Raw genomic sequence first — 24,209 nt, 5'->3', positions numbered from 1 at the left:
AATTTCTACGGCTTGCGGCCCAGGGCGACCATCAGGAGCTGGCCGGCGCCGGTGGAGCTGAGGGTCTGCTCGTCGTGCGGCCACCACGCGGTCAGATCGACGAGCCCGGGCTTGGCCAGCTCGAGCCCGCCGAGGAGCTCCTCGGTCTCGGCCCTGGTACGGAACCGGATCTGCGGGAACGGCTCCTGCAGCTTCTCCTCGATCGCGGTCGAGAACTCCGCCAGCCGACCGCCGTCGCGCGGGTTGAGCGGATTGGTCAGTGCAACGTAGGAGCCGGACGGTACGGCGGCCACGTAATCCGCGATGACGCGAACAGCCTTCGGGCTCGGGACGTTGTGCAGGACCAGCCCGAGCAGGATCCCGACCGGGCGGGTGAGGTCGAGTCCCGCGGTCACGTCCGGGTGGTTCAGTACGGCGGCCGGATCGCTCAGGTCGACTCCGGCGAAGAAGGTGCGCTTGTCGTCGGCGAGCAGGGCCTGCCCGTGCGAGATCGCGGTCAGGTCGTGGTCGACGTACACGACCTTCGCGGCGACGTTGGCCTGCTGGGCGATCTCGTGCGTGTTCAGCGCGGTGGGCAGACCGGCGCCGAGGTCGAGGAACTGGTCGATCCCGCCCTCGGTCGTCATCCGGCCGATCACCTCGGCCAGCCAGCGCCGATTCTGCTTGGTCAGCTCGGGCAGTTCGGGCGCGATCTTCAGCAGCTCCTGGACGAACCGCCGGTCGACCTCGAAGTTGTTCTTGCCGCCGAGCAGCAGGTCGTAGACCCGCGCCTGGGACGCGCGGTCGAGGTCGATCAGGTCCAGCTGCCCGTAATCCGGCATGGCCTGCTCCACCTCGTTCCGTCATCCGAAAAGCGGGATTGCCGGAAGGCTATCCAGCAAATCCGCCGAGCGCTGCACCGGGGGCGTCTTGCCGGCCTCGCGATGAGTTTTCTCCGGCTCGTTCGTCTCAACACCTACCAACGAAACGAGCAGGAGGATTCATGGCGAAGGTGTTGTACTCGGTGACGATGTCGGTGGACGGCTTCATCACCGGGCCGGACGGTGACATGCAGTGGATGCGCCCGTACCTCGGCCCCAATCCGGAGGTCGACGAGCTGATCCCGCGGATCGGATCGATCCTCGTCGGCCGCCGGTCGCACGACGGGGACGATCCGTTCAAGGGTGAATCCGGCGAGGGCCAGGCATTCGGCGGCGGGTGGAGCGGACCGTTGTACGTCGTCACCCACCGCCCGCCGGCCGAGGCGGAACCCGACGTCACGTACGTCGACGACTTCGCCAAGGCGCTCGCTCAAGCCAAGGAGGCGGCCGGCGACAAGTACGTCAACGTGATCGGCGCCAACATCGCCAAGCAGTGCATCGAGGCCGGCGAACTGGACGAGGTCCTGCTCCTGTTCGCGCCGACGATGCTCGGCGACGGCACCCGTCTCTTCGACTACCCCGGCGGCCACACGGTCCGGCTGGAACGCAAGAGCGTCACCGAGACGGCGATGGCCACCAGCATGTGGTTCACGGTGGTCTAGAAGTCCGCAGCGGTCGGGTGCATGACCGCGCGGATCTCGACGGAGCGACCAGCGGCTCGCGCGTCTGGCAGCAGGCGCGCGAGCTCGATCGCTCGTTCCCGGGTCTCCACGTCGATCACGTAGTACCCGTCGATCTGGCTCGGCTCGCACTCGGGGAGCTGGACGGACAGCTGCGGATCGGCGAGCAGTTCGCCGCCGACCAGTTCGCCGGCGTCGTGGGCAACTCGCTCGAACTCGTCGCGCTGCAGGCGCGGCTCACCATCACCCTGCAGGAGCAGTAGGAACTTCATCGGCGCACTCCTCTCCACTGATAGGACGGAGTCGAGCGCGCGGTTTTGACATGATGGCCCGATGTTCGTGCGTACCGAACGGCTGACCTTGCGCCGCTTCCTGCCGGCCGACGCCGAGCGCTTCGCGGCGTACCGCTCGGATCCTGACGTCGCCCACTACCAGGGCTGGGAGGCGCCGGTGCCGCTCGCCGACGCCCAGGAGACGGTCGAGCGGTTCGCGGGCGGCGATCCGGAGGCGCCCGGCTGGTTCCAGTACGCCGTCGATCTGGACGGTGTGTTGATCGGCGACCTCGGTCTGAACCTGCACGAGAACCTGATGCAGGCCGAGCTCGGCTTCACGCTCGCAACGGAGTACCAAGGAATGGGGTATGCCTCGGAAGCCGTGCGCGGGCTGCTCGAGCACCTCTTCGTCGAGCGGGAGTTGCATCGGATCTCCGCCGAAGCCGATGCCCGCAACACCGCATCGGCCCGGCTGCTCGAGCGCGTCGGCTTCACGCGCGAAGGCCTGCGGTTGTCCAACTCATGGTTCAAGGGCGAGTGGACCGACGACCTGTTGTTCGGCTACCTCCGCGACGACTACCTCAACCGATCGCGGCCCACGCCCGCGCCGTCAGCCTGATCGAGCCATCCGCCTCGATCGGCAGCCGCTCGCGGACGCCCTCGCGCATCGCCTCCTGGTCAGCCGGATCGAGGCTGCGCAGGTACGCCGGCGCCACGCCCGTCCCGCCGAGGAACGGCTGCCAGTAGTCGTCGAACGACGTGAACACCGTCGGTACGACGATCTCGCGCGTCCGCACGTCGCCGAATCCGGACTCGTGGAAGAGCCCTTCGAGCCCTTCCGCCGTACAGAAACCGAAGCGGGAGCCTTCGTCGTGGTGCGCATCCTGTGGGCGCAGCTCGAGCATCGTGTCGAAGAAGTAGCGGAGCAACTGCATGCCTTCGGCGTAGTCCCACACGTAGACCGCGACCGTCGACCCGATCTCCCGCATCCGGCGCAGCGCCTCGACCCGCTCGGGGATGAAGTTCAGCACCAGCCCGGCGACCACCACGTCGAACGGACCGTCCGGCAGCTCGGCCGCCGAGCGTACGTCGAAACTCGCGCGCTGATCCTGGACGGCCTGCCGGGCGTACTCGACGAAGCCCGCCGAGGGGTCGATCCCGAGCACCGCGGCCGGCTCGGCCGCACGAAGGATCGTGTTGGTCAGAACGCCCGTACCGCAACCGACATCGAGCCAGCGCAGAGCCGCCGGCTGCTGCAGCCAGTCGACGAACTCCGCCGCGACGAGCCGGCTCCAGCGGCCGATGAACGACTCGTAGACCCCACCGTCCGACCACTCATTCACTTGGGCAGGATAGACGGGAGCGACACCCCCGTCAGGCCTTCGGCGACACTCCACAGCCGGGCGCTGGTGGCGGTGTCGAGCGCGGCCTTCGGCTCGTCGACCTGCTTGGTCGGACCGACCAGACCGAAGCGACCGGACGGACCGTAGTACGCGCCGTGCTGGGCCGCGGGATCGGCGGCGGCGAAGAGCACCGGCTCGGTGCCGACCTCCACGCCCTGCGACGGAAGCGGGTTGAAGCGGAACAGGAGCTCGGTGAGAACGGACGGACGCTCGCGCCCCAGGCTGGCGCCTGCGCTCTGCAGGTTGGTGCGGGTGTAGCCCGGGTGCGCGGCGACGCTGAGCAGACCCCAGCCGCGATCGGTCGAGAGCTTGGCCAGGTGGTTGCTCAGCATCAGGTCGGCGAGCTTCGACTGCGAGTACGCCGCCATCCGGCGATAACGCTGCTCCCACTGGAGATCGTCGAAGTTGATCTTGCCGAAGTTGGCCGCACCGCTGGCCATCGTCGCGACCCGCGGCGCCGGAGCGGCGAGGATCAGCGGCAGCAGGCGGACCGTGAGCGCGAACGGGCCGAGGTAGTTCGAGCCGAACTGCAGCTCGAAGCCGTCCTTCGTGGTCTGCCGGGTCGGCGGGTGCATCACGCCGGCGTTGTTCACCAGCAGGTCGAGGTGCGACTCGTCGGCCGCGAGCTTCTCGGCGAACTCCTGGACCGAGGCCAGATCAGCAAGGTCGATCCGCCGTACTTCGAGTTGCGCGCCCGGGTGCTCGGCGAGGATCTCGGCCTTCGCCGCCTCGCCCTTGGCCGGAGTCCGGACCGCCATCACAACCCGCGCGCCCGCGGCGGCGAGCCGCTTGGTGGCCTCCTTGCCGGTGCCGCTGTTGGCGCCGGTCACGACAACGAGCTTGCCGGTCTGATCGGGAACGTCGTACATGATCCACACTCCGTAAGAGACTGATGGTCTGTTATGGCTACGACGTTATCAGACCATCGGTGTGATAACAACAGACCGATGGTCTGTAGAATGTGAGCGTGACGACATTCCAGCGCGCGCGAAGCGCGGAGCAGCGGGCCGAGCGGCGGCGGGCGATCCTCGCGACGGCCGCCACGATGCTGACCGAGATGCCGGTCGCCGACGTCAGCCTGAACGAGCTGAGTCGCCGCGTCGGCCTGGCGAAGTCGAACGTGCTGAACTACTTCGACTCCCGCGAGGCCGTCCTGCTCGAGCTGTCCAGCAGCGAGCTCGCGGCCTGGGTGAAGGATCTGAACGATGCGGTCGGCGACGCGCTACCCGAGCTGTCGATCGATGATCGGGCGGAGCAGCTGATCACGGCCATCGTCGGCACGCTGTCGGAGCGGCCGGTGCTCTGCGACCTGATCAGTGCGCAGGCGGGCGTTCTGGAGCGCAACATCACCACGGAGACAGCGCTGACGTTCAAGCGCGCGGCCGCGACGGCGTACGAAGACATGATCGCGGCGGTCGTCGGCGTACTGCCCGAGCTGGGCCGGGAGGGGGCCGGTCAGTTCATCGCGACTGCCAGCCTGCTTGCGGGCGCCATCTGGTCCCACTCGCATCCCGTCCCGGCCATCCTCGCGGCGTACGAGGCCGACCCGTCCCTCGGCGCCATCCGGATGCGGTTCGAGCCGGCGCTCACCGACTCGCTCCGCACCCTGCTGTACGGCGCCCTACCCCGTGATCAGGGCAGGTAGTAGTTCGGGTTCGGGAGCTTGAACGTACGGTCCGCGAAGCCGCCCTTCAGGTCGGAGAACTGGTCGCCGAAGTTCGCGACGATGTCGTAGCCGAGCGACTCGATATGCGCGCGGGTCGCCGACTTGTAGTGGATCGTCGTGCACGAGCCGTTCGGGTCGGCCGCGCACGCCTTCTTCAGGTAGTCCGGGTAGTCGGCGACGGCCGGCTTGGTGAACAGGCCGTCCTCACCGTTGCTCAGCGTCGTCGGCTGCGGGTAGCCGGCGTCGACGCCGATGCCGTCCGAGGTCAGGTTGCCGAGCGTCGCCGGCTCCTGCGCGGCGCCGCGGCCGGTCAGGAAGAAGATCGCGTACCCCTGGCGCGAGGCCTTCTTCACCAGGTCGACCATGCCCGGTACGGCCGGGAATCGCTGGTTCAGCACGTAGTCCGCGTTGGTGGTCGGGTTGAACGCCCAGTTGCTGAAGATCTCGTAGTTCCAGGTCGCCAGCGAGGTGTCGTCGACGTCCAGCAGGATCGCCTTGGTCTTGTGCGTGTGGTGCGGCGCGGCGAGGTACCGCGAGCCGGCGGCCGCGACCGAACGGGCTTCCTTGGCGTAGTTGCTGTCGTCCGCGAACGTGCCGCTGCCGAGCGGATCGCCGTAGTAGTTGCGCAACTGCTGACGCAGTACGTCGATGTTCGTGACCTGCTTCTCGCTGCGCGGTGTCGACGTCTGGATGCCCGGCTGCGGGTTCGCGGCACCGGCCGAGTACGCGACCCCGCCGACGACCGATGTCATCGCGACTGCTGCGACGCTGGTCAGAACCATCCGGCGGGACGGCCGGCGCCAGGAACGGAATGCCATGGTGACCTTCTTCGGAGTACGGGAATGCTTGCCAAAGCAAACTAACCCCGGTCCGGCCGGGCTGACCGCCCGTCAGCCTGAATTGCAGGGGAATCCTGCGTCTGTTCAGACCGACTTCACGTAACGGTGGCACGGGACCGGTATGGTCCCGCCCTCCACCGCGGCCGGGTAGTCGAACGCGCCGCCGTCGCTCCAGCCGCTGCGCTCGTAGAACCGGCGGGCCCGCGCGTTCCCGGTTGCCACGGCCAGCCAGGCTTCGCCGTGCCCTCCTGCTTTCACCTGCCGTTCAGCTTCGGTGAGTAGCGTCCCGGCTACTCCCGATCCGCGGTGATCGCGCGACACGTACACCTGCTCGACCTCGTCCCCCACGACCATCACGAACCCGGCGACCTCGTCCCCGGCCAAGGCAACGGTGGTGTCCGGAACCCGTTGTGCAGCACGCGTTCCGAACGATTCCTCGGTCCGGAAGGCGACCAGTTCGTCCGGCACATTCCCGAGATGCCCGTCCCGCCAACCGGCGTACCAGATCGCCGCCACAGCATCAGCATCACCGGCAACGGCAGGTCGCACGATCACAGTCATGCGGTCAGCGTAAATGAACCCGGTGCACCCCTACGCTTGCTCCGTTCGGCCTCCCTCACGAAGGAGAACACGCCATGGCCACTGGCCTGGTCAAGACCAACGATCCGTGCTTCCCGTGGGGAGACTCGATCGTCGAAGCCGTCAGCGAGACCACCGATCGCCTCGTCCGTTGGCGCGGCATCGACTTCGTCGTCCGGCCGAACGACCGCCCGGGAATGAACGCAGTCGACGCGCTCCGGTCGAACGACAGTCCCCTGGTCCTGCCGGAGGAACTGGCCGACGCGGTCCGCCGGTATGGCGCTGGGCAGCCGGTGGAGGGCGACCGGGAACGGCTGGTCCAGGCCACCGCGCACACGATGTCGCAGTCGGTCGGATTGAGCAGCCCGCTGTTCGACAACATCGGCGGACTTCACCAGCCGGAAGCGGATCTGGACGACGGCCTGGCCGACGTCTGGACGCAGGAACGACTGCCGCAGCTCTGGTCGAAGACCGAATCCGGAAAGTTCCTCCCGGCCGCAGAGGTGCCGGACTTCGCCTTCGCCGGGCGGAACCCGGCGGCGGCCGCGGCAGCGCGCGCACTGATGGCCGAGATCGTCCGGCAGCAGGGCGGCACACCGGCCGAGCCCGAGGATTACGCCGCGCTCTCCGACTGGCTGATCTCGGTGAAGCCTGAGGAGCGGTACGGCGAGATCCTCTCGCTGCTGCCGGGCACCGACGAGCTGTCGCCGCGAGACCTGTTCCGGGCCGAGGTCACGCTCCGGAACGGTTTCACCGAGGCCGTCGCGAAGAACGACCCGTCGCTCGCGGCCGCTGCCGTCCAGGCCGCGTCAGAACGGATCGATCCTCAACTCCGCAGGCTGATCGAGGATTCCGCCCTGGCCTCGGCGAGCGGCGCGATCACCGCCGGCGCCGGCTACAGCGCGACCGGGCCGTCGACGATCCAGCCCGGTCGCGAGCAGCGAGGCCTCGGCGGCTAGGCCGGGTCGTAGGAGAGGTTGGGGCGGAGCCAGCGTTCGACTTCCTCGACCGAGAGGCCTCGGCGTACGGCGTAGTCCTCGATCTGGTCGCGGCCGAGGCGGCCGACGCTGAAGTAGCGGGACGCCGGGTTCGCGAAGATCAGGCCGCTGACCGCGGCGGCCGGCGTCATCGCGAACGACTCGGTCAGCCCGAGACCTAGCTTCTCCGCCTCGAGCAGCTCGAACAGCTCCTTCTTCTCGGTGTGGTCCGGGCTCGCCGGGTACCCGAGCGCCGGCCGGATCCCGCGGAACCGCTCCGCGTGCAGATCCTCCAGCACCGGCTGTACGTCGGGCTCGAACCACGCCTTCCGCGCCTCTAGGTGGATCCACTCGGCGAACGCCTCTGCCAACCGGTCGGCCAGCGCCTTCACCATGATCGCCCGGTAGTCGTCGTTCTTCTCCTCGTACGACTTCGCCAGCGCCTCGGCACCGTGGATCGCGACCCCGAACCCGCCGAGGTAGTCACCGGCCGGCGCGACGTAGTCCGCCAGGCAACGGTTGTGCCGCCCGGCAGGCTTCTCGGTCTGCTGCCGCAGCATCGGGAACGACACGTCCAACCCGTCGAGGATGATGTCATCCCCTGAGCTGTGCGCCGGCCAGAAACCGTAGACGCCCTCGGCCCGGAACGACCCGTTCGCGATGATCTCGTCCAGCAAGGTGTTCGCGTCGTCGAACAGCTCCCGCGCGACGGGGTTGTCCAGGATCGCCGGGTACTTGCCCTTCACTTCCCAAGCCAGGAAGAGGAACTGCCAGTCGATCATCGCGCGCAGCGTCTCCAGCGAAGGCGTCTCGCGGCGCAGACCGGTGAATGCCGGCACCGGCAGTTCGCCGAACTCGACCGGCTCCTTGTTCGCCCGCGCCTCGGCCAGCGTCAGCAGCGGGCTGCGCTGCTTGTTCGCGTGCTGCTCGCGGAGCCGCTCCTGCTCAATACTGTTGCTCTTAGCAAGCTCTTCCGCACGGGTCTCGTCGAGCAGATCCGACACCACGCCAACCACCCGCGACGCGTCCAGCACGTGCACAGTGGTCTTCTCGTACGCCGGTGCGATCCGGACCGCGGTGTGCTGCTTCGACGTGGTCGCACCGCCGATCAGCAGCGGCAACTTCAGCCCGCGCCGCTGCATCTCGTTGGCTACGGCAACCATCTCGTCGAGCGACGGTGTGATCAGCCCGGACAGCCCGACCGCGTCGGCGCCCTCGGCAACGGCCGTGTCCAGGATCCTTGCCGCCGGCACCATCACGCCGAGGTCGATCACCTCGTAGTTGTTGCAGCCGAGCACGACGCCGACGATGTTCTTGCCGATGTCGTGGACGTCGCCCTTGACCGTCGCCAGCACGACCTTGCCCTGGCCGCGGACCATCTCCGCGCGACCCTCGAGCCGGGCCTGCTCCTTCTCCGCCTCCATGAACGGCTCGAGGTAGGCGACCGAGCGCTTCATCACCCGCGCGCTCTTCACCACCTGCGGCAGGAACATCTTGCCGGCCCCGAACAGGTCGCCGACGATCTTCATACCGTCCATCAGCGGACCCTCGATCACCTCGAGCGGACGCGGCAGCTGCTTACGCGCCTCCTCGGTGTCCGCCTCGATGTAGTCGACGATGCCGTGTACCAATGCGTGCGACAGCCGCTCCTGCACGGTGCCCTCGCGCCAGGTCAGGTCGATCTCGCGTTTGGTGCCCTTGCCCTTCACGTTCTCGGCGAAGGCGACCAGGCGGTCGGTGGCGTCGTCGCGGCGGTCGAAGATGACGTCCTCGACCAGCTCCAGCAGGTCCTTCGGGATGTCTTCGTACACAGCCAACTGGCCGGCGTTGACGATGCCCATGTCCAGGCCGACCTTGCCCGCGTGGTACAGGAAGGACGAGTGCATCGCTTCGCGGACGATGTCGTTGCCGCGGAACGAGAACGACAGGTTCGAGATACCGCCGCTGATGTGGACGCCCGGGCAGCGTTCCTTGATCAACGGCAGCGCGTTGATGAAGTTCTTCGCATATCCGTTGTGCTCGGACATGCCGGTCGCGACGGCCAGCACGTTCGGGTCGAAGATGATGTCCTCGGCCGGGAAGCCGATCCCGGTCAGCAGGTCGTACGCACGACCGCAGATCGCGACCTTGCGCTCGACGGTGTCTGCCTGGCCCTGCTCGTCGAAGGCCATCACCACCGCGCCGGCGCCGTAGTCCATGATCTTCCGGGCGCGCTCGAGGAACTCCTCCTCGCCCTCCTTCAGGCTGATCGAGTTGACCACGCCCTTGCCCTGCACGCATTTCAGGCCGGCCTCCAGCACCGACCACTTCGAGCTGTCGACCATGATCGGGATCCGGGCCACCTCGGGCTCGGTCGCGATCAGGTTCAGGAACGTGGTCATCGCCTGCTCGCTGTCGAGCAGGTCGGCGTCCATGTTCACGTCCAGCAGGTTCGCGCCGCCGCGCACCTGCTCGAGCGCCACGTCGACCGCGGCCTGGTGGTTGTCGCCCTCGATCAGCCGGCGGAACCGCGCCGACCCGGTCACGTTGGTCCGCTCGCCGATCATCACGAACCCGGTGTCCGCGCTGATCTTGAACGGCTCGAGCCCGGAGAACCTGGTCGTGTGATCACTCTGTACGACGGTCCGCGGCTCCAGGTCCTGCACCGCGGCCGCGATCTGCTTGATATGGGCCGGTGTCGTCCCGCAGCAACCGCCGACGATGTTCACCAGCCCGGACTGCGCGAACTCCTCGAGCATCGCGGACGTCTCTTCGGGCGTCTCGTCGTACCCGCCGAAGGCGTTCGGGAGGCCGGCGTTCGGGTGCGAGGCGACGTACGTGTCGGCGAAGCGCGCGAGGTCCGCGACGTGCGGACGCATCTCCGCGGCACCGAGCGAACAGTTGACGCCGACGACCAGCGGGTTGGCGTGCTCGACCGAGCTCCAGAACGCTTCGACGGTCTGGCCCGACAGCGTCCGGCCGCTCAGGTCGACGATCGTGACCGAGATCCACAGCGGCAACTCCGGCGCGACCTCGCGGGCCGCGGCGACGGCAGCCTTCGCGTTCAGCGTGTCGAAGATCGTCTCGATCAGCAGCAGGTCGACACCGCCCTCGGCGAGCGCGGCGATCTGCTCGGCGTACGTCGCCTTGACCTGCTCGAAGTTCACCGCGCGGTACGCCGGATCTTCGACCCGCGGGCTCAGCGACAAGGTGACGTTCAGCGGGCCGATCGAACCGGCCACGAACCTCGGGCTGTCCGGGGTGGCGAACTCGTCGGCCGCCTGCCGGGCGAGCCGCGCACCCGCCAGGTTCATCTCGCGCACGTGCTGCTGCAGACCGTAGTCGGCCTGGCCGATACTCGAGGCGGTGAAGGTGTTCGTGGTGGTGATGTCGGCGCCGGCCGCCAGATACTGCCGGTGGACGTCGAGGATGACGTCCGGCCGGGTCAGGTTCACCAGGTCCGGGTCGCCGGTGACGTCGTGGGTCGCGTCGTTGTAGCGCTCAGGCTGGTAGTCCTCGGGCTTCAGCTTGGCATTCTGCAGCATCGTGCCCCAGGCACCGTCGAGCACGACGATCCGCTGATCCAGCAGCTCGCGCAGCGCGGTCTCACTCATCTGCCAACCCCTCCAGAAGACTCTCCGGAGGCGCCCTTGCAGTCGTGCCCCAGGACGAGCGTGGCGGACCCGGGGTCCGTTGCAGCGCCTCTCGGCCTGGATGCTCCATGTTAGTGGCGTCACACCTGACGCCAAGCCCTATGTCCACATTTTAGGACGGGTGTTCAACTAGTGGATAAGGCTCTGGAGTGCCGGGGCGTAGAGCTCGACGATCGTCGCCGGGTCGGCCGCGGCGATCGGGCCGCTCGTGTCGATCGCGATCGCGGCCCCGAGACCGAGCAACTGGCCGGTGATCAGCGCGGCCCGCAGGTCGGCGTCCGCGCCGGTCAGCCGGGCGGCGAAGGCGCGGGTGACCTGGTCGCGGAAGTGCTCGCGGATCTGGGCGCGCTCATCACCTTTGCCGGCCGCGAACACGACCCGGACGAGCAGGTCCTGCTCGTTCGCCCGGCGGTACTCGACGAGGGTCCGTACGGCGTGCTCGCCGAGCCGCTCGTTCGGTGCGGCGAGCAGCAACTGGGCGGCTTCGGTGAAGTCGGCGACCCGCTCGAACAGCGCTTCCTTGCCGCCGAAGTACTTGACGATCAGGGCGGCACTCACGCCTGCGTCCGCAGCGACCCCGCGCAGCGTGACCGCGTCGTACGGCTCGCGTGCGAAGGCCTTGCGGGCTGCTCGCAGGATCGTGGTCCGCCCCGGATCGGTCATTTCACCGCCACCTCGTACGCCGGCTCGCGACGCCGTACCGGGATCAGCAACGCCAGCCCTGCCGCCGCCAGAGCCGCGATACCCGCGACCACGAACACGATCAGGTACGCCGAGAGCGCGGGCGCAACCCGGCCGGCGCTCGCGATCGTGACGTTGGCGAGTACGGTCGCGACGATCGTGCTGCAGATCGCCTGCCCGACCGTGCGCATCAGCGTGTTGAGGCCGTTCGCGGCGGCCGTTTCGGTCACCGGCACAGCATGCATGATCAGCGCCGGGAGCGCGGAGTACGCAACGGCGGTTCCGGCAGAAACGACTGTCGCACCGATGACGATGCCGGCCACGTTGTGGCTGGTGAACAGGCGGACGACGTACCCGGCCGCCATCAGGACCGACGCGATCGCGAGCGTGAACCTCGGCCCTCGGGCGTTGGAGATGCGGGCCGATACCGGGGAGAGCAGCACCATCGCCACGCCGCCTGGGAGCAGGCAGAGGCCGCTGACCACGATGGACTCGCCTAGTCCGTAGCCGGTCCAGGTTGGCTCCTGGACGAGTTGGGCTGTGGAGAGGGAGTTGGCGTAGAAGGCGAATCCGATCAGCAGTGCGCCGAGGTTGGTGAAGAGCACGCCCGGTCGCGCGGATACGCGGAGATCGACGAGCGGGCTCTTGACGCGCAGTTCGTACCATCCCCAGATCGGCACCAGCAGCACGGCGACGGCGTACAGCGTGATGAGTCGCTCGGCACTCCAGGAGTTGGTCTTCGAGACGGCGAGCAGCAGACAGACCAGGAATGCGCTCAGGCCGATCGCGCCGACGATGTCGAAGCGGCCGCTGGTCCGGACGGCCGACTCGGGCACGATCAGCAGCACCAGGACGATGTCGAGCAGGCCGAGGCCGAGGTTGATCCAGAACATCGTGTGCCAGTTCGCGTACTCGACGACGAGCGTGGCGGCCGGGATGCCGAATGCGGCGCCGATGCCGAGGGTCGAGCTCATGATCGCGATCGACGGGATCACCCGCCGCGGCGGCAGTTCGTCGCGCAGGATGCTGATGCCGAGCGGGACCACGGCGACCGCGGCGCCCTGGAAGGCGCGGCCGACGATCAGCACGGTCAGGTTCGAGCTGATTGCGCAGAGCAACGAGCCGATCACCATCGACGACAGGGCGATCAGCAGGACGCGACGCTTGCCGTACATGTCGCCGGCCCGGCCGAGGAGCGGGGTGAAGACGGCGCCGGTGAGCAGGGTGATCGTGATCAGCCAGCTGACGTCGGCCGCCGGGCTGTGGGTGATCTGCGGGAGGGAAGGGAGGAGGGGTACGACGATGGTTTGGCTGATCGAGACGAGTACGCCGCAGAACGCGAGCGCGGCCAGGATCAGGCGTGGGTGAGCGGCAGGGCGGACGGTCAAGCTGAGGTCCTCACAGGGGTGAGCAGTTGTTTACTCAGGTTTCTCAGGCATGGTAAACGCTTGTTCACCCCTGATGGAAATGGCCCGGCGAAATGGCCGCGGATTGGACCATCGGGCCGGGCCTGTGGGTGCCTAGGTTGGTTGTATGAGGATCTTCATCGCCGGTGGGACCGGCGTCATCGGTCGTCGGCTGGCTCCGTTGCTCGTTGCCGAGGGCCACGAGGTGATCGCGTTGTCCCGGCGGTCGCGGGTGCCTGGGGTGACGACCGTGCAGGGTGATGTGTACGACGCTGCCGCGCTCCGCGAGGTGGTTGCGGCTGCTCGGCCGGAGGTGGTCATGCATCAGCTGACCGATCTCACCTCGCGGGATTTCGCCGCCAACGCCCGGATCCGCCGGGAGGGGACCCGGAATCTGGTCGACGCTGCGCTGGCGGCCGGCGTACAGCGGGTGATCTCGCAGAGCGTCGCGTGGGCGTACGAGCCGGGTTCGGCGCCGGCGGATGAATCCACGCCGCTGGACGTGAACGCCGCGGACGAGAGCCGCCGCGGGATGGTCGACGCTGTTCGCACGCTCGAGGCGATCACCGCCGAAGCACCCGAGTGGGTCTCCTCCGCTACGGCATGCTCTACGGCCCCGACACCTGGTACACCAAAGGCGGCCTGATGGCCGACCTGGCCACCGCCGGCAACCTCCCCACCAACGCCGACATCACCAGCTTCCTCCACATCCAAGACGCCGCCACAGCCGCCGCCTCTTCCCTCACCTGGCCCTCCGGCCCCGTCAACATCGTCGACAACGAGCCGGCCCCAGCCACCACCTGGCTCCCCGTCTTCGCACAAGCCGTAGGCGCCCCCACCCCACCATCCCCCACCAGCACCTCCCGCACCCCGTGGGCACGCGGCGCCACAAACACCCACGCCCACACCCTCGGCTGGTCCCCCACCCACCCAACCTGGCGCACCGGCTTCCTTTCCTGACCCAGACATAAAAGATCGGGCCCGGGCGCTCCGAGGGGGAGGGGAGCGTCGGGCCCGATCGGGCGGTCCGCCGGCAGCGGGGGGTGGCGCTGGGGTTAGCGGACCGGGCCGGTGATCAGTTCGATGGTGGCTTTGTGGGTCTGGCCGGACTGGTCTACCCAGCCGACCTCGACCTTGTCGCCGGGGTGTTGGTTGTTGAGGAGTGTCGACAGCGCGTCGGGCGAGTCGACGGTGTGACCGGCGAACGAGGTGATCACGTCACCGGCCTCGATGCCTGCGTCGTCCGCGTGGCCGTTGGCGAGTACGTCGCCGACGACGGCGCCGGTGGTGCCCTGGCTCGTCACGACCGAGACTCCGAGCATCGGCGAGGCGCCGATGTGTACGACGTCCGACGACTTCCCGTTCTCGATCTGCTGCGCGATGTCCAGCGCCTGGTTGATCGGGATCGCATACCCCTCGGTGGTCGTCCCGGACCCGTTGCCCGAACCGCCCTGCCCGTTCCCGAACCCGTTCCCAGACCCGTCACCCGAGCCGTTGCCCGAGCCGTTGCCCGAGCCAGAACCGTCGCCCGAGCCATTGCCCGAGCCGTTGCCCGACCCGTTCTGCGACCCCGACCCGTCACCGAAGCCGTTCCCGTTGCCGAACGGGTCGCCAAACCCATTCCCGTTCCCGAACGGATCGCCGTAGCCGCTCCCGTTCCCAGCGGCAGCCAACGTCGCCGTCGCAGTGGCCCCGGACCTGACCGCCGTCTGACCCGGCGCGCCCTGCCCGCCGTTGTTCCCGTTCCCGCCGGCGACGTCGACCCCGACGACCTCGCCGCTCGCGTTCACCAGCGGCCCGCCGGAGTCGCCGGCCTGGATGTTCGCGTCGGTCTCGATCAGGTTGGTGAGGTTCTCCGGGTCCTGCCCGTTCTCGTCGGTCGCGGTGATCGCCTGGTTCAGTCCGGTCACCTTGCCGGCCGCGTAGCTCGGCGTACCGCCGGTGCCGCCCGCGTTCCCGACGCCGACGACCTGGTCGCCCAGCTTCACCTGGTCGGAGTTCCCGGTCTTCGCGGTCTCCAGTCCGGAGGCGTCCTTCAGCTTCAGTACGGCGATGTCGTGCTGCTCGTCGTACCCGACGACGCTCGCGGTGTACGTCTTCCCGTTGCCGATGTCGGTCACGGTGATCGATGTCGCGCCCTCGACCACGTGGTGGTTGGTGAGCACCTCACCGTCGGAGCTGAGCACGATCCCGGTCCCGGCCGCCCGGGCGTTCTCGTATCCGAGCACGGTGTTCACGTCGACCAGCCCCGGCGAGACCTTGGCCGCCACGGCCGACGCGTCGAACGCCGTCTGGGACAGCTGCGACGGGTTCGCCGCGCTGTGCTGGTCGATGCCCCAGGCAACCGATCCGGCGACCACGACAGCGGCCAGCCCGAGCACCCCGGCTCCCAGCAACCGCCGGCCGCGCTTCTTCGGCGGCTTCGGCGGGAACGGGTAGTTCGGGTTGTACTGCGGCCCCTGCTGGTACTGCGGATACGGCCCGTTCTGCGGGTTGTACTGCGGATACCCGCCATGCGCCGGCGGCCAACCTCCGTACTGCCCACCGTCGTACGGTCCAGGTCCAGCGCTCTCGTTCATCTCCCGTGCCCTCCTCAGCCAGTTCCCTCTGCCTACGAGTAGAGCTCGCCAGACTGAGAACTCCATCGGGCCAACCAATGAATCAGCTGAGAATCTTCTCCACGGCCGTCACCACCGCCCGCCGCCGCACCGTCGCGCTCGGTACGTCGGCGCCGTACTCCGGGTTCATCGACGACCAACTCGTCGCGATCGCCTGGATCAGCGACAGCAACGTGACTGCGCTGAACTGCCGCGTGACCACCCGCCGCCGCATCCCCCGCTGCAGCTCGTCCAGCCGGCTGTGGTTGACCGCGACGATCGCCTCCAACGGCTGCCCCTCCGGCCGCTCCAGCCGGTACCACGTCGACAGCCGGAGCCGGTCCGGATGCGCCTCGAAGTAGTCGAACACGCGCCCCGCGTACGCCGGGAGGTCGTCGACGTCGAACCCGACCTCGTCGAGGTACTCGTCCACGTTGGCGCTGAACGCTGCGTCGAACAGCTCGTCCTTGTTGCCGAAGTACGCGTAGAGCATGGCCTTGTTGCATCCGGCGACCTCGGCGATCCGGTCGACCCGGGCGCCCGCGATCCCGCGCGCGGCGAACTCCTCGATGGCGGCGGCCAGGATGCGGGCCTTGGTCCGGTCGGCGTTCCGTTGCTGCATCTGACCAGGCTAACCAACTGGTTGGTCGACTCGGGAATTAACCAACCAACCAGTTGGTTAGAATGCATCATGAACAAGATTTGGCTGATCACCGGCAGTTCCCGCGGCCTGGGCCGCGCTCTCACCGAGGCCGTGCTGGCCACCGGCGACCGGGTCGTCGCCACCGCGCGCAAGCCCGAGCAGCTCGACGACCTGGTCGCGAAGTACGGCGAGCAGATCCGCGCCGTCGCCCTCGACGTCACCGACGCGGCGGCCGCGCGCGCCGCCGTACAGACCGCTCTCGACGCGTTCGGCGGCCTGGACGTGGTCGCGAACAACGCCGGCTACGCGAACAGCGCCCCGATCGAGGAGACTCCCGACGACGACTTCCGGGCGCAGGTCGAGACCAACCTCTTCGGCGTCGTCAACGTGACGAAGGCGGCGCTGCCGGTGTTCCGCGAGCAGAAGAGCGGGCACTTCCTGCAGTTCTCATCGGTCGGCGGACGGGTCGGCGGCACGCCCGGGATGGGCGCGTACCAGACTGCGAAGTTCGCTGTCGAAGGCTTCTCCGAAGTGCTGAGCAACGAGGTCCGGCCGTTCGGCGTCAAGGTGACGATCGTCGAGCCGGGCGCCTTCCGCACCGACTGGGGCGGTTCGTCGATGCAACTCGCGGAGGTGCACCCGGACTACGACTCCACCGTCGGCCAGATGAACCGCTACCGCCTGGAGACCGACGGCAAGCAGCCCGGCGACCCGGCGAAGGCTGCCGAGGCGATAGTGCACGTCACGAGCCTCGACAACCCTCCCCTGCGTCTCCTGCTCGGCAAGGACGCGCTCACCCACGCCGACCGCGCGTCCAGGTCCCGCGCCGAGGAGGCCGCCGCCTGGGCGCACCTGACCACCTCGACCGACTATTCAGCGGAGTGAGCTGAAGAACTCGCGAACGTCACCGACCAGGATCTCCGGCTCTTCCAGGGCGGCGAAGTGCCCGCCGTGGTCGACGTCGGTCCAGCGGGTGATGTTGTTGTCGCGCTCGGCGTACCGGCGAACCGGTACGTCGTGCGCGAACGCGAGCACGGCGGTCGGTACGCCGGAGTTCTCCAGCTTGGTCCCCCACGCCTCCTGCTGCGCATAACCGACGTACGCCGCCGAGCCGGCGGTGCCGGTGAGCCAGTAGATCATCACGTTGGTCAGCAGCCGATCCTTGGCGATGATTGCCTCAGGCAAGGTTTCGGCCGGCCACGTCCAGGCCATGAACTTGTCCATGATCCAGGCCAGCTGCCCGACCGGCGAGTCGACGAGTCCGTACGCGACCGTCTGCGGCCGGGTGGACTGGATCGAGATGTAGCCGAACTCCTTCTGCAGGAAGCCGCCGATCCGCGCGATCCGGTCCTGCTCGAGCGGCGTCAGCGTCTTCAGCTCCTCCTCCGGCAGCGGGTACGGCGGCAGCGACGGGCCGCCGTTCGTGTGCACACCGACGACCCGGTCCCGAGCCGCCCGCGCGACCGCCGGCGAGACAGCGCCACCGATGTCACCACCCTGTACGCCGTACCGCTCGTACCCGAGCTCTTCCATCAGCAGCGCCCACACCTGCCCGACCCGCTCCCTGGACCACCCACTCGTGGACACCGGCCCGGAGAACCCGAACCCGGGCAGAGAAGGGATGACCACGTGGAAGGCATCCGAGGCCTGTCCCCCATGAGCGACCGGGTCGGTCAACGGGCCGATCAGGTCGAGGAACTCGACGATCGAGCCGGGCCAGCCGTGGGTCAGCAGCAGCGGCAGTGCGTCCGGTTCGGCCGACCGGACGTGGAGGAAGTGGATGCGCTGACCCTCGATCTCGGTGGTGAACTGCGGGTACGAGTTCAGCTCCTTCTCGGCCGCGCGCCAGTCGTACGAGGTACGCCAGTAGTCGACCAGCGTCGACAGCCAGGAGACCGGTACGCCGGTGTCCCAGTCGTCACCGGGTAGCGGCGCGGGAAGGCGGGCGCTCGCCAGCTTGGCGGCGAGGTCGTCGAGCGTGCTCTGCGGAATGTCGATCGTGAAGGGCTTGATCATGTCCACAACTCTGTCACCCGCCTAGGACACCTTCAGTCCTAACCAGCTGACAGAATCAAGGACATGCTCGAGACCTCGGCCCGACTGCTCAAACTCCTCTCACTCCTGCAGCAGCCCAAGGAGTGGAGCGGCTCCGCGCTGGCCGACGAGCTCGGCGTCGGCGTCCGGACCGTCCGGCGGGACGTCGACAAGCTCCGCAACCTCGGCTACCCCGTCGACGCCGTACCGGGTGTGGCCGGTTACCGACTCGGCTCCGGCGCGGCGCTCCCACCGCTGCTGCTGGACGACGAGGAGGCGGTCGCGGTCGCGATCGGACTGCGTGCCGCCGCATCCGGCACAGTCGCCGGGACCGAGGAGTCCTCGGTCCGCGCGCTCACCAAGCTCGAGCAGGTCCTGCCGTCCAGGCTGCGCCATCGGATCGAGCTGCTCCAGCAGATCGCCGTCACGCCGGCAGGCGGTCCGTCCGTGCAACCCGACGTACTCCTCGCCGTCGCGGCCGCCTGTCGCGACCGTCAGCGACTGCGGTTCGACTACAGCAACCACGACGGTACGGCGACCACCCGCACGACCGAGCCGCATCGGCTCGTGCACACCGGCCGGCGCTGGTACCTGGTCGCGTGGGATCTCGACCGGACCGACTGGCGGACGTTCCGCCTCGACCGGCTCGAGCCGCGGATCCCGACCGGACCGCGATTCACCCCGCGCGACGTACCGGACCTGGCGACCACGAACCGCGGCGTCGCGTACGGCGGCTACCGGTACCAGGCGCAGATCCGAGTCCATGCCCCCGCAGAGCAGGTGGCCGACCGCTTCGGGCCGAACGTCGCGACCGTCACGCCGATCGACGAGCACACGACTCTGGTCGAGACCGGCGCCAATTCGCTAGACCAGATCGCGCTGCATCTCGGCCTGCTCGCCCTGCCCTTCGAGGTCCAATCACCGCCGGAGCTGATCGACTGCATTCGCGAGCTCACGACGCGCCTTGCTGCCGCGCTCCCGCCGTCCTGACCGGTACCGTTCAGGCATGCAGGATCGGTACGTCGAGACCGTGCTGGGCCGGATCCGCTTACGCATCGACGGATCCGGGCCCGCGATGCTGTTCTGGCCGAGCCTGCTGATGGACGGCACGCTCTGGTCCGCCCAGGCCGCGCACTTCGCCGGCCGCTTCCAGGTGATCCTCGTCGATCCACCCGGTCACGGCAACAGCCAGCCGCTGACCGGACCGTTCACGTTCGAGCAGTGCGCGCAGGTCGTCGAAGCCGTCATCGAAGACCTCGACGTCGACCGGGTCCATGTCATCGGCAACAGTTGGGGCGGCATGATCGGCGGCACCTTCGCGGCTCTGCATCCCGACCGGATCGGCATCGCCGTCCTGATGAACGCGACCGCCTCACCCGCGGGCCGTAGGCAACGATTCGAGTACGGCGTACTGACCCGCTCCGCCCAGCTCCTCGGCGGGATCCGCGGGCCGCTCAAGGCGCCGGTGCGGGACGCGTTCCTCGGCCCGACCGCGAAACGCGAGAAGCCCGAGGTCGTTGCCACGGTCAACGAACTGGCCGCCAAGGTGAACATCACCTCGGGCCGGCACGCGGTGACCAGCGTGGTGCCGCGCCGACCCGATCAGCGCGACCTGTTCGGCCGGATCCGCACGCCGGTCCTGGTCGTCGCCGGCGGCGAGGACACGACGTTCCCGCCGGCGGAGACCGAGGAGATGGCGGACTCGATCCCCGGCGCGCGGTTCGTCGTACTCGAGCAGTCGGCGCATCTGGCCGCGCTCGAGTCCCCGAAAGAGGTGAACGCCCTGATCGACGATTTTCTCGTCGATCAGGGCGTCTGACTCAGGTCAGCGGACCACGGCCCCGGTCTTCGGGTCCAGGATCAGCTTGCTCTTGCTCGGGCGCTGCCAGAAGTTGAACATGCCGTTCAGGCTGCCGGCGCGCTGGTCGAACGAGTGGTCACCGATCCGGCCGGTGCGCCAGTTGTCCTCGATGAACTTCAGCACCGAGGACTGGTCGGTCACCGAGTGGTCGACGTGGTTGGTCTTCGCGTACGGCGAGACCACGAGCAGCGGCAGGCGCGGACCGAAGCCGCAGCGGTCGGCGTACCCGCCGGAGACCGGGTCCTTGCCACAGGTCGCGGCCTGGTCGAGCGCCGCGTCCTTCGAGCCGTTCACGGTCGGGGACTTCTGGTGGTCGTACCAGCCGTCGGAGTCGTCGTAGGCCAGGACGACCGCGGTCGAGGACCATTCCTTCGACTTCTGCAGCTGGTTGATCTCCTTGACCACGAAGGCCTGCTCGTCCAGCGGGTCGGAGTACCCGGCGTGCCCGTCCTGGTACTCACCGGCCTTCAGGAAGCTGACCGCCGGCAGGTTGTTCGCCGCGACGGCCGCGTCGAAGTCCGAGGTGTCGTACTGGTGGTTGGCCTGGTCGGTGTGACCGATCGCCTTCACCGAGGTCGGCGGCAGGTGCTTCGGGTTCGACGTCGACTTGTAGTACATGAACGGCTCGTGGTGCGGGCTGTAGTCCGCTGCCGCGATACCGCCGATGTTGTTGTGCGTCGCGCCGCAGACGGCCTTGCCGTCGACGGTGCTGGTCGGCTTGAAGCCGCCCTGGAACCAGCCCCAGGTGACGTGCTTGGAGTTCAGCAGGTCGCCGATGTTCTGCCCGTGCATCACGGCGAGGTTGTTGGCCGACTTGCCGTTGTTGTTCGAGCAGTCGTCGTAGTACGGGTCGGGGTCGTTGGTGATCGTGCCGATCCCGTTCTTGTCCGGCGACTGGACGGCGTACGCGTCGGTGGTCGGCTTGCCGGTCTTCGGATCGACGGCCTGGCCCCCGTGGGTCTGGCCGGAGATCAGGTTCAGCGCGCCCGGGGTGGACGGGCCGTAGACCGTGTCGTACGAGTTGTCGTTCAGCGAGTAGTGCTGCGCGTAGTTCCACATCGCGGTGACGGTGTTGCCGTCGTAGTAGTCCATCACCAGGCCCGGCTCACCGAACAGCACCGGCTGACCGGTGCACTTGTCGGTCTCGGTGTTCTCGACGAACTTGTCCATCTTGCCGCCGTTGACGGCCTTCTGCTCCGGACCGTAGCCGTGGTTCTGGTCGCAGGTCAGCGCCTGCGACGGCGCCAGCCGCTTCGGGTTGTACGCGTTCGGGTTGTTCGTCAGCAGCTTCTTGGACAGCCCGTTCACCTTGGGCGTGTTCCGGGCCGCCTTGAACGGCGTGCCGTTCTGGTTGGTCGCGTTCGGGTAGGTGCCGAAGTAGTGGTCGAACGAGATGTTCTCGCCGAAGATCACCACGACGTGCTGGATCGGCGTCGACGGGTGGACCGTCGGGAACGAAAAGGCGGCGTCACCCACCTGTGCGCTACCGCCCTGACCGCTCACACTCCCCTTGCCGCCCCCACTGGCGACGCCCTGGTTGGTGCCGCCGCCGCTACAGGCGACCAGCAACAGGCTCGTCGCGGCCACACCGGCCGTAGCGAGCACACGGAGTCTTGCGCGCATGCCTTCTCCTCTTAGGTAAATCATGCGAGCAACGACCGCCCGAAGTGGTCGTTGCCGTCCCGAACACCGGGAAGTACAAAGAAGTAGCCGCCACCGACCGGCCGGATGTAGTCGACGAGTGGCTCGTCGATCAGCCGGGTCTGTACGGCCTCGAACTGCCGGGCGATGTCCTGCTGGTAACAGCAGAACAGCAGCCCCATGTCCAGGTCCCCGACCGAGTCGGTGCCCTTGTCGTAGTTGTAGCCGCGGCGCAGGAACTGGCTGGCCGCAGTACTGGTGGTGCGCGGGTTGGCCATCCGGATGTGGCTGGTCAACGGGATCGCGCCGCCGGTCGGGTCGGCTGGGTAGTTCGGCAGGTCGGTCTCGTGGTTACCGTCCAGCGGTGCGCCGGAGTCGCGGCGACGGCCGAACATGTTCTCCTGCTCGCCGACCGACACCCGGTCCCAGAACTCGACCAGCATCCGGATCTGCCGCAGCACCTGGTAGCTACCGCCCTCGGTCCAGGCCGGCTCGCCGTTCCCCTTGCCGACCCAGACGAGCTTGTCGTGATCGGCGACGGCCGGCTTGACGATGCCGTCCTTGAAGCCCATCAGGTTGCGCTGCGTCCCGGACGGCCGCGGCGGGCTCTGGAAGCCGTCGACCCGCCAGCGCAGCTGCATCGCGCCGCGGGTGTGCCGGGCGATGTCGCGCAACGCGTGCAGCACGGTGTCGCTCTCGGTCGCGCAGATCTGCAGGCTCAGATCCCCGTGGCACAGGCTGTCGTCGAGGCTGTCGTTGGGGAATTCCTTCATCGGCTTCAACTTCGCCGGCTTGCGGTCCTTCAGGCCGTACCGCGCATCGAACAGCGACGCCCCGACGCCGACGGTGACGGTCAGGTCGTCACCAGGCATGTCCGGACCGAGTACGCCGGAATCGGCCGGCGGAGCGGTGATCCCGAGCGGCGGAAGCGCTCCGCCCGCGGTCAGCAGCCTCGCCCGGTCCGTGATCGTCTTGAACAGATCGGTGAGCTCGGCCTTGTTCGCGGCGATCACGTCGAACGACGCGAAGATCGCCTGCTTCTGCGGGTCGTTGGTGATACCTGCCTGGTGCTCGCCGTGGAACGGCACCGCAGTCGCCGTCTCCGCAGCAGCTGTCGAGCCGGCCAGTGCCGCCGCCCCAACGCCGGTCACTGCAGCGGCGCCGGCGCCTGCCAGCGTGCCGCGGAGGAACGAGCGACGGTCGAAGCCGGTCATCCAGCCCTCCGAACTTCACAGATCGCCGCAACCGGGGCGAGCTTCTCCAACAGTTCTCCGACCGCGCCGTTGAGCTGTTCCCGGGTGGTCTGGTCCAGCTGAGCGACCGGGGTGTTCTGATGCGCGGTCAGCAGCGCGCGGACCCGGGCTTCCCACTTCTGCACCTGGGGCAGGTCGGGATCGCGGGGCTTGAGGACCGGGTCGAGGATGCCGAGTACGTTCGCCGTGCCGTTCAGGTTGGCCAGTGCGGTGTTCAGCGAGGTACCGCTGCCCTGGTCGTTCTCGCCGGTCAGCTCGAACTGGAGCGCGTTCTCCATGATCTCGTGGGCGCGGAGGCCGAGATCGTTCGGATCGACCTGCTCGTTGGGCAGGTCCTTCTGCAGGCCGTGTACGTCGGCCGCCAGCTGGTCCGCGATCGGCTTCAGGGTCGCGGCGGACGCGTTGTGCCACAGGCCCTTCTCCAACGGGTGGAAGCCGCCGGATCCGTCGATCTTGTCCGCGAAGTCGCCGAACGCGTCGTACGCCGCACCGAGCGAGTTGTACGCCAGATGCGCGGGCAGCCAGTCCGCCCGGGCAGCAGCGAGGTTGCCGGCGTCTACATCCGCACGCAGCTTGTCCGTCTTGACCACCAGGCCGGCGACGCCGGCGGCGACCGCGGCCTCGTACTGCTTCACCAGCGGCAACATGTCGTTCTTGGTGACAGCGACCACTGCGGGGCCGGCCTTCCCGTCGCCCGCGACGGTAACGGTCGGGCCGGTGAGTACGTCGGTGTCCTCGATCAGGCAGCGGATCGCGTACCGGCCGGCGCCGAGCTGCACGTCCATCGGCGCGGACGTGTTCGGCCCCAGGCCCTCCACCTCGCCGTACACCTTCTTGCTGTCGACGTCGACGAGATCGACCTCGGCGGAGGCGTCGCCGGTGTTGTGCAGGGTGATCGTCTGCCGGCCGGTCTTCGCATCGGTCCAGCCCTGGCCGCACGCACTGCGGGACACCGTCACCTGCGTCGGGCTACCGGCTGCGTTGGCCGCGCCGGCTGAGCCCTCCCAGGGCCGCCACACCGCCACGGCAACCACCGCGCCTACACCGACCAGCGCGATCGCAGCCGGTATCGGACGGGGAGTGCGCACGAGAGATTACTCCTGGTGATCGGCAATTCCATTCGCCGGTAATGCTAATCCTGCCGTCACCGGTGTCGAGCCGTGTTGGCCTTCTCGTCATGCATTG

The 24,209-nt window shown here is 68.2% G+C and carries 24 protein-coding genes and 1 riboswitch; of the genes, 9 read left to right on the top strand and 15 right to left on the bottom strand.

Going from position 1 to position 24,209, the window contains the following annotated elements:
- Positions 1–5: 5 nt before the first annotated feature.
- A complete protein-coding gene (locus tag ACFWUU_RS22095; protein WP_380177706.1) occupies positions 6–821 on the bottom strand; it encodes an SAM-dependent methyltransferase in 816 nt (271 codons plus the stop codon).
- A 161-nt stretch (positions 822–982) separates the two neighbouring features.
- On the opposite strand from ACFWUU_RS22095, the gene ACFWUU_RS22090 reads away from it, so the two are divergent.
- A complete protein-coding gene (locus ACFWUU_RS22090; RefSeq protein ID WP_380177705.1) occupies positions 983–1,522 on the top strand; it encodes a dihydrofolate reductase family protein in 540 nt (179 codons plus the stop codon).
- On the opposite strand, the gene ACFWUU_RS22085 is transcribed toward ACFWUU_RS22090, so the two are convergent.
- Positions 1,519–1,812 carry a YciI family protein gene (locus tag ACFWUU_RS22085; RefSeq protein ID WP_137258948.1) on the bottom strand — a complete coding sequence of 98 codons (294 nt, stop codon included), beginning with the start codon at positions 1,810–1,812 and terminating at the stop codon, positions 1,519–1,521. The genes ACFWUU_RS22090 and ACFWUU_RS22085 overlap by 4 nt on opposite strands.
- A gap of 61 nt (positions 1,813–1,873) precedes the next feature.
- Here ACFWUU_RS22085 and ACFWUU_RS22080 point away from each other — a divergent pair, with 61 nt between their 5' ends.
- The gene (locus ACFWUU_RS22080) at positions 1,874–2,431 is read left to right on the top strand and encodes a GNAT family N-acetyltransferase (RefSeq protein WP_380177704.1); all 558 of its coding nucleotides are present in this window, start codon (positions 1,874–1,876) and stop codon (positions 2,429–2,431) included.
- On the opposite strand, the gene ACFWUU_RS22075 is transcribed toward ACFWUU_RS22080, so the two are convergent.
- Both ACFWUU_RS22075 and ACFWUU_RS22070 read right to left on the bottom strand, forming a co-directional pair.
- On the bottom strand, positions 2,394–3,155 hold the full coding sequence (locus ACFWUU_RS22075) for a class I SAM-dependent methyltransferase (RefSeq protein ID WP_380177703.1): 762 nt from the start codon (positions 3,153–3,155) through the stop codon (positions 2,394–2,396). The two genes, ACFWUU_RS22080 and ACFWUU_RS22075, sit on opposite strands and share 38 nt — an antisense overlap.
- Positions 3,152–4,084, bottom strand: coding sequence for an SDR family oxidoreductase (locus tag ACFWUU_RS22070; protein ID WP_380177702.1), 933 nt, complete (start codon positions 4,082–4,084; stop codon positions 3,152–3,154). The genes ACFWUU_RS22075 and ACFWUU_RS22070 overlap by 4 nt, the downstream gene beginning before the upstream one ends.
- Before the next feature lie 98 nt (positions 4,085–4,182).
- Here ACFWUU_RS22070 and ACFWUU_RS22065 point away from each other — a divergent pair, with 98 nt between their 5' ends.
- On the top strand, positions 4,183–4,860 hold the full coding sequence (locus tag ACFWUU_RS22065) for a TetR family transcriptional regulator (protein ID WP_380177701.1): 678 nt from the start codon (positions 4,183–4,185) through the stop codon (positions 4,858–4,860).
- Here ACFWUU_RS22065 and ACFWUU_RS22060 read toward each other — a convergent pair.
- Positions 4,848–5,699 carry an HAD family acid phosphatase gene (locus tag ACFWUU_RS22060; RefSeq protein ID WP_380177700.1) on the bottom strand — a complete coding sequence of 284 codons (852 nt, stop codon included), beginning with the start codon at positions 5,697–5,699 and terminating at the stop codon, positions 4,848–4,850. The genes ACFWUU_RS22065 and ACFWUU_RS22060 overlap by 13 nt on opposite strands.
- A gap of 105 nt (positions 5,700–5,804) precedes the next feature.
- Positions 5,805–6,281 (bottom strand): GNAT family N-acetyltransferase, encoded by a 477-nt coding sequence (locus ACFWUU_RS22055; RefSeq protein ID WP_380177699.1) that lies wholly within the window; start codon positions 6,279–6,281, stop codon positions 5,805–5,807.
- 74 nt (positions 6,282–6,355) lie between these two features.
- Between ACFWUU_RS22055 and ACFWUU_RS22050 the strand changes: the two genes are divergently transcribed.
- Positions 6,356–7,258, top strand: coding sequence for a hypothetical protein (locus ACFWUU_RS22050; RefSeq protein ID WP_380177698.1), 903 nt, complete (start codon positions 6,356–6,358; stop codon positions 7,256–7,258).
- Here ACFWUU_RS22050 and metH read toward each other — a convergent pair.
- From metH to ACFWUU_RS22035, 3 genes are all read right to left on the bottom strand, one after another.
- The gene (gene metH / locus ACFWUU_RS22045; protein ID WP_380177697.1) at positions 7,255–10,869 is read right to left on the bottom strand and encodes a methionine synthase; all 3,615 of its coding nucleotides are present in this window, start codon (positions 10,867–10,869) and stop codon (positions 7,255–7,257) included. The two genes, ACFWUU_RS22050 and metH, sit on opposite strands and share 4 nt — an antisense overlap.
- A gap of 21 nt (positions 10,870–10,890) precedes the next feature.
- Positions 10,891–10,968: riboswitch (S-adenosyl-L-homocysteine riboswitch) on the bottom strand.
- 69 nt (positions 10,969–11,037) lie between these two features.
- Complete coding sequence (locus ACFWUU_RS22040) at positions 11,038–11,571, bottom strand: TetR family transcriptional regulator (RefSeq protein ID WP_380177696.1); 534 nt, start codon at positions 11,569–11,571, stop codon at positions 11,038–11,040.
- Positions 11,568–12,977 carry an MFS transporter gene (locus ACFWUU_RS22035; RefSeq protein ID WP_380177695.1) on the bottom strand — a complete coding sequence of 470 codons (1,410 nt, stop codon included), beginning with the start codon at positions 12,975–12,977 and terminating at the stop codon, positions 11,568–11,570. The genes ACFWUU_RS22040 and ACFWUU_RS22035 overlap by 4 nt, the downstream gene beginning before the upstream one ends.
- A gap of 145 nt (positions 12,978–13,122) precedes the next feature.
- Here ACFWUU_RS22035 and ACFWUU_RS22030 point away from each other — a divergent pair, with 145 nt between their 5' ends.
- Positions 13,123–13,641, top strand: coding sequence for an NAD-dependent epimerase/dehydratase family protein (locus ACFWUU_RS22030; protein WP_380177693.1), 519 nt, complete (start codon positions 13,123–13,125; stop codon positions 13,639–13,641).
- A complete protein-coding gene (locus ACFWUU_RS22025; protein WP_380177691.1) occupies positions 13,641–13,955 on the top strand; it encodes a hypothetical protein in 315 nt (104 codons plus the stop codon). The genes ACFWUU_RS22030 and ACFWUU_RS22025 overlap by 1 nt, the downstream gene beginning before the upstream one ends.
- Positions 13,956–14,050: 95 nt before the next feature.
- Here ACFWUU_RS22025 and ACFWUU_RS22020 read toward each other — a convergent pair whose 3' ends face one another.
- Together ACFWUU_RS22020 and ACFWUU_RS22015 are read right to left on the bottom strand one after the other, a co-directional pair.
- Positions 14,051–15,574, bottom strand: coding sequence for a S1C family serine protease (locus tag ACFWUU_RS22020; RefSeq protein WP_380177689.1), 1,524 nt, complete (start codon positions 15,572–15,574; stop codon positions 14,051–14,053).
- Between the two features lie 82 nt (positions 15,575–15,656).
- Positions 15,657–16,214 carry a TetR family transcriptional regulator gene (locus ACFWUU_RS22015; protein WP_380177687.1) on the bottom strand — a complete coding sequence of 186 codons (558 nt, stop codon included), beginning with the start codon at positions 16,212–16,214 and terminating at the stop codon, positions 15,657–15,659.
- A 69-nt stretch (positions 16,215–16,283) separates the two neighbouring features.
- On the opposite strand from ACFWUU_RS22015, the gene ACFWUU_RS22010 reads away from it, so the two are divergent.
- On the top strand, positions 16,284–17,120 hold the full coding sequence (locus tag ACFWUU_RS22010; protein WP_380177685.1) for an oxidoreductase: 837 nt from the start codon (positions 16,284–16,286) through the stop codon (positions 17,118–17,120).
- Here the strand turns inward: ACFWUU_RS22010 and ACFWUU_RS22005 are convergent.
- Positions 17,109–18,251 carry an epoxide hydrolase family protein gene (locus ACFWUU_RS22005; RefSeq protein ID WP_380177683.1) on the bottom strand — a complete coding sequence of 381 codons (1,143 nt, stop codon included), beginning with the start codon at positions 18,249–18,251 and terminating at the stop codon, positions 17,109–17,111. The two genes, ACFWUU_RS22010 and ACFWUU_RS22005, sit on opposite strands and share 12 nt — an antisense overlap.
- 63 nt (positions 18,252–18,314) lie before the next feature.
- Here ACFWUU_RS22005 and ACFWUU_RS22000 point away from each other — a divergent pair, with 63 nt between their 5' ends.
- Together ACFWUU_RS22000 and ACFWUU_RS21995 are read left to right on the top strand one after the other, a co-directional pair.
- The gene (locus ACFWUU_RS22000) at positions 18,315–19,259 is read left to right on the top strand and encodes a helix-turn-helix transcriptional regulator (protein ID WP_380177681.1); all 945 of its coding nucleotides are present in this window, start codon (positions 18,315–18,317) and stop codon (positions 19,257–19,259) included.
- A 16-nt stretch (positions 19,260–19,275) separates the two neighbouring features.
- On the top strand, positions 19,276–20,088 hold the full coding sequence (locus ACFWUU_RS21995) for an alpha/beta fold hydrolase (protein ID WP_380177679.1): 813 nt from the start codon (positions 19,276–19,278) through the stop codon (positions 20,086–20,088).
- Between the two features lie 6 nt (positions 20,089–20,094).
- On the opposite strand, the gene ACFWUU_RS21990 is transcribed toward ACFWUU_RS21995, so the two are convergent.
- The 3 genes from ACFWUU_RS21990 to ACFWUU_RS21980 are packed head-to-tail and all read right to left on the bottom strand — an operon-like array spanning position 20,095 to position 24,112.
- Positions 20,095–21,753, bottom strand: a complete 1,659-nt coding sequence (locus ACFWUU_RS21990) for a phospholipase C (RefSeq protein ID WP_380177677.1) — start codon at positions 21,751–21,753, stop codon at positions 20,095–20,097.
- Between the two features lie 20 nt (positions 21,754–21,773).
- A complete protein-coding gene (gene efeB, locus ACFWUU_RS21985; RefSeq protein ID WP_380177675.1) occupies positions 21,774–22,985 on the bottom strand; it encodes an iron uptake transporter deferrochelatase/peroxidase subunit in 1,212 nt (403 codons plus the stop codon).
- A complete protein-coding gene (locus tag ACFWUU_RS21980; protein WP_380177673.1) occupies positions 22,982–24,112 on the bottom strand; it encodes an EfeM/EfeO family lipoprotein in 1,131 nt (376 codons plus the stop codon). The genes efeB and ACFWUU_RS21980 overlap by 4 nt, the downstream gene beginning before the upstream one ends.
- Positions 24,113–24,209: the final 97 nt, after the last annotated feature.

It is taken from the genome of Kribbella sp. NPDC058693 (assembly GCF_042715335.1).
GTDB classification, from domain to species: domain Bacteria; phylum Actinomycetota; class Actinomycetes; order Propionibacteriales; family Kribbellaceae; genus Kribbella; species Kribbella jiaozuonensis.
This window is presented reverse-complemented; position numbering and strand designations above follow the sequence as displayed.

Bases quoted from the DNA above. Each gene is read 5' to 3' on its own strand.
- ACFWUU_RS22095 (WP_380177706.1), bottom strand. From the start codon at position 821: ATGCCGGATTACGGGCAGCTGGACCTGATCGACCTCGACCGCGCGTCC.
- ACFWUU_RS22090 (WP_380177705.1), top strand. From the start codon at position 983: ATGGCGAAGGTGTTGTACTCGGTGACGATGTCGGTGGACGGCTTCATC.
- ACFWUU_RS22085 (WP_137258948.1), bottom strand. From the start codon at position 1,812: ATGAAGTTCCTACTGCTCCTGCAGGGTGATGGTGAGCCGCGCCTGCAG.
- ACFWUU_RS22080 (WP_380177704.1), top strand. From the start codon at position 1,874: ATGTTCGTGCGTACCGAACGGCTGACCTTGCGCCGCTTCCTGCCGGCC.
- ACFWUU_RS22070 (WP_380177702.1), bottom strand. From the start codon at position 4,084: ATGTACGACGTTCCCGATCAGACCGGCAAGCTCGTTGTCGTGACCGGC.
- ACFWUU_RS22060 (WP_380177700.1), bottom strand. From the start codon at position 5,699: ATGGCATTCCGTTCCTGGCGCCGGCCGTCCCGCCGGATGGTTCTGACC.
- ACFWUU_RS22055 (WP_380177699.1), bottom strand. From the start codon at position 6,281: ATGACTGTGATCGTGCGACCTGCCGTTGCCGGTGATGCTGATGCTGTG.
- ACFWUU_RS22050 (WP_380177698.1), top strand. From the start codon at position 6,356: ATGGCCACTGGCCTGGTCAAGACCAACGATCCGTGCTTCCCGTGGGGA.
- metH (WP_380177697.1), bottom strand. From the start codon at position 10,869: ATGAGTGAGACCGCGCTGCGCGAGCTGCTGGATCAGCGGATCGTCGTG.
- ACFWUU_RS22040 (WP_380177696.1), bottom strand. From the start codon at position 11,571: ATGACCGATCCGGGGCGGACCACGATCCTGCGAGCAGCCCGCAAGGCC.
- ACFWUU_RS22030 (WP_380177693.1), top strand. From the start codon at position 13,123: ATGAGGATCTTCATCGCCGGTGGGACCGGCGTCATCGGTCGTCGGCTG.
- ACFWUU_RS22025 (WP_380177691.1), top strand. From the start codon at position 13,641: ATGGCCGACCTGGCCACCGCCGGCAACCTCCCCACCAACGCCGACATC.
- ACFWUU_RS22020 (WP_380177689.1), bottom strand. From the start codon at position 15,574: ATGAACGAGAGCGCTGGACCTGGACCGTACGACGGTGGGCAGTACGGA.
- ACFWUU_RS22015 (WP_380177687.1), bottom strand. From the start codon at position 16,214: ATGCAGCAACGGAACGCCGACCGGACCAAGGCCCGCATCCTGGCCGCC.
- ACFWUU_RS22010 (WP_380177685.1), top strand. From the start codon at position 16,284: ATGAACAAGATTTGGCTGATCACCGGCAGTTCCCGCGGCCTGGGCCGC.
- ACFWUU_RS22005 (WP_380177683.1), bottom strand. From the start codon at position 18,251: ATGATCAAGCCCTTCACGATCGACATTCCGCAGAGCACGCTCGACGAC.
- ACFWUU_RS22000 (WP_380177681.1), top strand. From the start codon at position 18,315: ATGCTCGAGACCTCGGCCCGACTGCTCAAACTCCTCTCACTCCTGCAG.
- ACFWUU_RS21995 (WP_380177679.1), top strand. From the start codon at position 19,276: ATGCAGGATCGGTACGTCGAGACCGTGCTGGGCCGGATCCGCTTACGC.
- ACFWUU_RS21990 (WP_380177677.1), bottom strand. From the start codon at position 21,753: ATGCGCGCAAGACTCCGTGTGCTCGCTACGGCCGGTGTGGCCGCGACG.
- efeB (WP_380177675.1), bottom strand. From the start codon at position 22,985: ATGACCGGCTTCGACCGTCGCTCGTTCCTCCGCGGCACGCTGGCAGGC.